Genomic DNA, 6,275 nt, shown 5'->3' on the forward strand with positions numbered 1-6,275 from the left:
CGTGAAACAACTTTGCGCCGATGATAGTGCTGCAACCAGTGTGAAAGTAGGTTATCGTCAGGCTAGTTATATTAAAAAACCCCGTTGGCGCCTTGTGCCTGACGGGGTTTTTTTCGTTTGGGGATTTTGCTCCGCCAGGTCAACAGCCGGGTGCCAAGGCAGGGGTCAGACCCCAAAAGGCCGGGGTCAGACCCCGGAGTCCCTGGGCCTTTTCTTGATTTACTGAGCTGGAAACTGAATGCGCGCACGAGAATATTCCCAGGTGCTGTAGTGGCCGAAGACTCTGGCGTTTTCCTTTGATTCAAAATTTGATTGCGCGGTTTTCATGCGCCGGATCAATGCCTTGTCCCTTATTGCCTGTGTGTCGGGGTGAAAGACGTCCGTTCGCAGGGTGCTGTCTGCATCCATGCCTCTGCTGTTTATCGTAAATGCCCGCGTGGCTGGATCGAAATGCATGCTGATGTTATCCGTATTCATATCCTGCAAATAGAGACTTCCATCCCGCAACTGCGCCGTCCACCATTCAGAACACGCTGCCTTAGGCTCTTTTTTCCATTCGCAGGCAAAGAGGATCGCGAAATGGCGATCATCGATCCTCTTTACCGACAAGCGCCCTTTCGTGAAGCGCCACGTCCCCGAAGGCGCGGTGCTGGACGAGGTCAGGCTGTAGTCCGCCGTCATCGCGGATGCCGCCGCCAGCTTTTTTGAGCTCGTCGGCTGTAGCGGTTTTTGCTGCCCGTGCGCTCCTGCCATCAGGCAGAAGGAGCAAACTCCTAGCAGGATGAGGTCATTCGACGATGGTCTTGGCAATGTAAGCCTGTAGAGCTCAGTCGGCACGGGGAAGGGCTGGTTCTTCAAGTATCGCGTGGAACAGTTGGTTCAGCTTGTCCATCGCACCGTGCCGCTCGGATTTTTCAGGGACGAGCGACTCCAGGCTGCTCAATTCCGCTTCGATGAAGGCATTCAGGCTTTTTATCTGTGGCGCCACTTCCTTCTCCAGGCTCTGCTTTTTCCTGGCCAGTAAGGCGTGTATGTCTTCCAATACCTGATCCTGGCCGCCGATCAGGTGCAGCAGGGCGTCGAATTCAATCGGCGGCGCCGTGTGATAGGTTTCAATCCAGCGCACAGCCAGCAGTGGGCGCAGTACGTAGAAGTATTTCTTCAGCGGCACCATGTCGGCCATTAAGTAGCCACGGAAATTCGTCTTGGCCATGCTGCGGTAGTGGTAGATGCCTTTTTCAAAGGAATAAACCATCGGCAGCAGTTCTTTGGAGGCGGCGGAGAAGACGCCATTGCTCATATATTGGATAGGCGATTGAACCCACTCAACGAACGCGGGATTGGAACTTGAAAACAGCATTAATGCCTTGCGCACGTCCCAGCCATTCAAGTCGATGTCATCGACAATCGGATATTCAATGACGTCGCGCCTGGATTCCAGGTCGACGGCCAGATACCAGTCTTTCGGCCTGACGTAAATAAAACGCACGTCGAAGTCGCTATTGGGCGAGGCGAATCCCCAGGCGCGGCTACCTGATTCGATAGCCAGCAGGATGCGGACGCCTTCGGTTTGTTCGACTGCCGCGAGCCGGCGCATGATTTCGGCGTGTATATCGGTTGGAATCATATTTTTCAAGGTGCCAGGAGTATATGTTTTATATTGAGGGAGAGACTGTATCCCAGTCCAGCCCGAATTTGGCCAGATATTTCTTGAGGCGATCGGCGTCATTGGGTTTGGCTTTGGCGTCGCGCGATACTGCGTATAGTTTGCGGCCGGCATCGGACAGGGTTTTGGATTGGCGGCATAGGCCGATGATGGCGCGTAGTTGCATCGCATCGAATAAATCCAGTTGCGCCGCCGCTTCGCTGCCCATGACCTCGTCCAGTTCGACGGCGTGTTCGCCGGCCGGCCGCGGCTGGCGCCGCCACAGGCGCTTTAGCCGGTCAATTTCCGCCGCGGCGATGTCGTCGGTGATGCGGCCGGCCTCCGCCAACGTCGCCATGCGGGTGACGGAGGCGGACAAGTCCCTGAAATTGCCGGCCCATGCGGCCTCGCCCGATGTCGCAAACGCCATGTAGTGCCGACGCGCCTCCTGGTTGAAGCGCACCATCTGGCCATGTTCGGCACTGAATTGGGCCAATGCATAATCAAGATTCGGCTCGATGTCTTCCTGCCGGTCGACCAGGCCCGGCAATGCATACGTCCACAGATTGACGCGCGCATACAGATCCTCGCGGAAGCGGCCGGCCGCCACTTCTTGCGCCAGGTCGCGGTTGGTGCCGGCTATTAATTGGAAGTCGCTCTGCACTTCATTGTCGCTGCCGACGGGGAAAAAACGCCTTTCCTCGACGGCCTTGAGCAGCATTGCCTGTTCATCCAGGCCGAGCTCGCCTATTTCATCGAGAAACAGCAAGCCTTTATGTGCCGAGCGCAGCAGGCCCGGGCGATCCGTCGCCGCCCCCGTGAACGCCCCTTTGATATGGCCGAACAAGGTTGAGGCGGCGCCATCGCCATGCAAGGTGGCGCAGTTGAGCTCGACGAATTTGCCGTCGAGCTGGTGGCGCGCTTTTTTTAGCTCAAAGACGCGCCGTGCCAGAAAGGACTTGCCGGCGCCGGTCGGCCCCATCAGTAAGATAGGTGCCCGGGATTTGATGGCGACGCGCTCGATTTCGTCGATCATCGTGTTGAAGCGCGGGTTGCGCGTGGCGATGCCGGACTTGAGGAAGGTCACGCCTTCCTCTTGCTCGCGCGAAAATCGCTGCGCGATCTGGTCGTAGCGAGACAGGTCGAGGTCGATCAGCGTGAAGCTGCCGGGATTGCCAAGACTCTGGCGCCGAGGCGGCGCGGTTTGCAGCAGGCGGCCGGGGAAGAAGCGCGCCTCCGTCATCAAGAACATGCAGATCTGTGCCACGTGGGTGCCGGTGGTAATGTGTATCCAATACTCTTCCCTGTCCGGATCGAATGGATAATGCTTGGCGAAGTCAAACAGGCAGCCGTAGACGTCTTCGAAATCCCACGCATTGGCAATCGGCAGATGATGCGCGGCGACCGTCGTTTCCGGCGAAACCGATGCAATGTCGCGCTGGATGGCCTTGCCAAGTTCGCCGTACTTTGCCGTGCAAAGCAGTTCGAAGCGATCGATGACCGTGTCCTCCTGCTGGGTCAGTGCGACGCTCGGGCGCCACTTTTCCCAGCGCGCCGCACCCTTGCCGCTGTCGAGCTGGGTGCCCAGAAAGCCTATCACTACAATGCGTTTCTTGCTCATTTTCGGGATAGCTATTTATCTAAAAAGATAATATATCACAAAATGTAAAATGGCCGCCTAATTCCGGCATGTCTGTCGCATGCGATATTTTTCATTAAAATCAAGCTCTTATATGGTTTTTTTCATTTTCTCCCAGGAGCTGGCACGCCATTTGCAATAGCTTGGGTGTCGATACGAAAATACCCGTATCCGGGCGCGGCACACTGGGCCGGCAAAAAACGATGTGCAAGTGAATAAATAATTGGATTAAGAGAAGAATATGAGCAAACAAGATTACGACGTGATGAATGTTGAGGGTGGCCGTCCGGTGAAAATGTGGACCCGCGGCGTGCCTGTCGACGAGGCGGCCAAGCAGCAGTTGAGCAGCACGGCGAAGATGCCGTTCATCTACCGGCACATTGCGGTGATGCCGGATGTGCATGTCGGTAAGGGGTCGACCATTGGCAGTGTGGTGCCGACGCTGGGCGCGGTGATTCCCGCCGCCGTCGGCGTCGATATCGGTTGCGGGATGATGGCGGCGAAAACCACCCTGACGGCCAGCGACCTGCCCGACAATCTGGGGCCTTTGCGTAGCGCGATTGAGCGTGCGATCCCGCATGGCATGTCGCCGAAGACGCGTGGTTTCCGTGGGCGCGATGTGGGTTCCTGGGGAGTGCCGCCACAGCCAGTCGATATTGGCTGGGCGCAGTTGAAGGATGGTTTTGAGGCGATTTGCCAGAAGACGCCGAAGCTGAAGAATACGAATAATCACCGCCACCTGGGAACCCTGGGGAGTGGCAACCATTTTATCGAGGTGTGCCTGGATGAGGCCGGTTCCGTATGGTTCATGCTGCACTCCGGTTCGCGGGGCGTCGGCAATGCGATCGGTAGTTACTTTATCGAGTTGGCGAAGCAGGATATGCGCACGCACTTCATTAACTTGCCCGACCAGGATCTGGCGTATTTGCCGGAAGGGACGCAGCACTACGATGATTACATCGAGGCGGTGAGCTGGGCGCAGAAGTTTGCGCGCACTAACCGGGAGGTGATGATGCAGAACCTGATTGCGGCCGTGCGCAGTGTCATCGCCAAACCGTTCGAGACGCATGTGGAGGCGGTCAACTGCCATCACAACTATGTGCAGCGGGAGCGGCATTTCGGCGAAGATGTGCTGGTGACGCGTAAAGGGGCGGTGTCGGCGCGTCCGGGCGAGCTGGGCATCATTCCCGGCTCAATGGGGGCAAAGAGCTATATTGTGCGCGGCAAGGGTAACGAGGAAAGCTTCCATAGCTGCAGCCATGGCGCCGGCCGTACCATGAGCCGTACCGAGGCCAAGCGCCGTTTCACGCTCGACGATCAGATTACGGCAACCGAGGGCGTTGAGTGCCGCAAGGATGTCAATGTGATAGACGAGATTCCGATGGCCTATAAGGATATCGACGCGGTGATGCATGCGCAGCGCGATCTGGTGGATGTGGTGCATATTTTGAAGCAAGTGGTGTGCGTCAAAGGTTGATGAATAAGAAGAGAAGAATATGATTGAATTGGATGGATCGGTAGGCGAGGGCGGCGGTCAGGTGCTGCGTACTGCCTTGACATTGTCGATGATTACCGGGCAGGCGTTTCGCATTACGAATATTCGTGCCAATCGCCCCAGGCCCGGCCTGATGCGGCAGCATCTGGTGGCGGTGCAGGCCGCCGCCCAGGTCTGTGGCGCCGACGTGGCCGCCGCCGCGTTGAATGCGCAAACCTTGGTGTTCGCGCCGGGGAGGATCCGGGGCGGCGATTACCAGTTTGCGATTGGCAGCGCCGGCAGTTGCACTTTGGTGTTGCAGACGCTGCTGCCGGCCTTGCTGTATGCCGATGCGCCATCGACCGTGCGCATCAGTGGCGGCACGCATAATCCGATGGCGCCGCCGGCGCAGTTTTTGGCGCAGGCTTACGGCCGCGTGCTGGCGGCGATGGGGGTGGAAATCGGCATCGAGTTGCAGCGCTTTGGCTTCTATCCGGCCGGCGGCGGCGAGGTGCTTGCCACGGTTCGGCCCTGCGCGCAGTTGCGCCGGATCGAATTGATGGAGCGGGGCGAGCGGCGCGCCGCCTATGCCGAAGGCTTCTTCGCAGGCATCCCCGCCAGCATTGCCAGGCGCGAGCTTGAGTGCGTCGGCGCCGGCATGGGGTGGGGCGAGGCACAGTTGCGGATGCGCGGTTTGTCCGAGGAGCAGGGGCCGGGGAACGTGCTGCTGATTACGCTCGAACACGAGCATGTGACGGAAGTGTTTGCCGGTTTCGGTGAAAAAATGGTGCGCGCCGAAACCGTTGCCCATAACGTGGTTCGGCAGGTGCGGCGCTACCTGGCATCGGGTGCGGCCGTTGGCGAGCACTTGGCCGACCAGTTGATGTTGCCGATGGCGCTGGCCGGCGGCGGCCGTTTCACCACCGAGCGCCTATCGCAGCATGCCTTGACGAATGCCGCAGTGATTGCTCGCTTTCTGCCAATCCAGATCTCGTTTGAAGAGGGTGAGGGCTTACACACTTGCCATTTGCACAGTCCGGTTTAGGGTGGGCGGCGAGAAAGGCCTTGCCAGTGCAGGGGGCCTTTGCTATAGTTCGCCTCCCCAATGAGTGGCACTAGCTACAGAGCAAAACGGGCCGATCGGAAACGACGGGGTAGTAAAAATAGAAGTTGACGAAATAAGCGAAACGCTTCATACTCTTCTCTCTCTGCTGATGGCAAACAAAACGCTTTGTCAGAAACGCGGAAAGTAGTACCGAACAAGTTCTTTAAAAATTAACAGTCGATAAATGTGGGCATTTGATGATGGTGCCGGTGGACTTCGGTCCGCCGCATACTTAAATTATTAAATGCTCGCGAAAAAAGAAACACGGATGTTTCGCAAGAAACAGCCTGTCAGTATTTTGAGTGAGTAAGAAGCCAGCGATGGCTTCGACCTGTCAGAAATGACATTAAACAGAGATTAAACTGAAGAGTTTGATCCTGGCTCAGATTGAACGCTGGCGGCATGCCTTACA

General features: G+C 57.3%; 5 protein-coding genes. 2 read left to right on the plus strand and 3 right to left on the minus strand.

Translation table 11 applies throughout. From position 1 onward, the window contains the following. Positions 1-219: 219 nt before the first annotated feature. Genes OIK44_RS25500 through rtcR form a run of 3 tightly spaced genes read right to left on the minus strand, consistent with a single transcriptional unit; the run spans position 220 to position 3,266 of the window. Positions 220-858 carry a hypothetical protein gene (locus tag OIK44_RS25500; RefSeq protein ID WP_273675050.1) on the minus strand — a complete coding sequence of 213 codons (639 nt, stop codon included), beginning with the start codon at positions 856-858 and terminating at the stop codon, positions 220-222. Further along, positions 827-1,627, minus strand: coding sequence for a nucleotidyltransferase domain-containing protein (locus OIK44_RS25505; protein ID WP_273675052.1), 801 nt, complete (start codon positions 1,625-1,627; stop codon positions 827-829). The genes OIK44_RS25500 and OIK44_RS25505 overlap by 32 nt, the downstream gene beginning before the upstream one ends. Positions 1,628-1,655: 28 nt before the next feature. Next, positions 1,656-3,266, minus strand: coding sequence for an RNA repair transcriptional activator RtcR (rtcR, locus tag OIK44_RS25510; RefSeq protein WP_273675053.1), 1,611 nt, complete (start codon positions 3,264-3,266; stop codon positions 1,656-1,658). A gap of 259 nt (positions 3,267-3,525) precedes the next feature. On the opposite strand from rtcR, the gene OIK44_RS25515 reads away from it, so the two are divergent. After that, on the plus strand, positions 3,526-4,761 hold the full coding sequence (locus OIK44_RS25515) for an RtcB family protein (protein ID WP_273675054.1): 1,236 nt from the start codon (positions 3,526-3,528) through the stop codon (positions 4,759-4,761). A 19-nt stretch (positions 4,762-4,780) separates the two neighbouring features. Beyond that, the gene (gene rtcA, locus OIK44_RS25520) at positions 4,781-5,803 is read left to right on the plus strand and encodes an RNA 3'-terminal phosphate cyclase (RefSeq protein WP_273675056.1); all 1,023 of its coding nucleotides are present in this window, start codon (positions 4,781-4,783) and stop codon (positions 5,801-5,803) included. The last annotated feature ends 472 nt before the right edge of the window (positions 5,804-6,275 follow it).

The organism is Janthinobacterium fluminis (genome assembly GCF_028595325.1).
In the GTDB taxonomy this organism is placed as follows: domain Bacteria; phylum Pseudomonadota; class Gammaproteobacteria; order Burkholderiales; family Burkholderiaceae_D; genus Janthinobacterium; species Janthinobacterium fluminis.

Coding starts and splice junctions, on each gene's coding strand:
- rtcR (WP_273675053.1), bottom strand. CDS start 3,266: ATGAGCAAGAAACGCATTGTAGTGATAGGCTTTCTGGGCACCCAGCTC.
- OIK44_RS25505 (WP_273675052.1), bottom strand. CDS start 1,627: ATGATTCCAACCGATATACACGCCGAAATCATGCGCCGGCTCGCGGCA.
- OIK44_RS25515 (WP_273675054.1), top strand. CDS start 3,526: ATGAGCAAACAAGATTACGACGTGATGAATGTTGAGGGTGGCCGTCCG.
- rtcA (WP_273675056.1), top strand. CDS start 4,781: ATGATTGAATTGGATGGATCGGTAGGCGAGGGCGGCGGTCAGGTGCTG.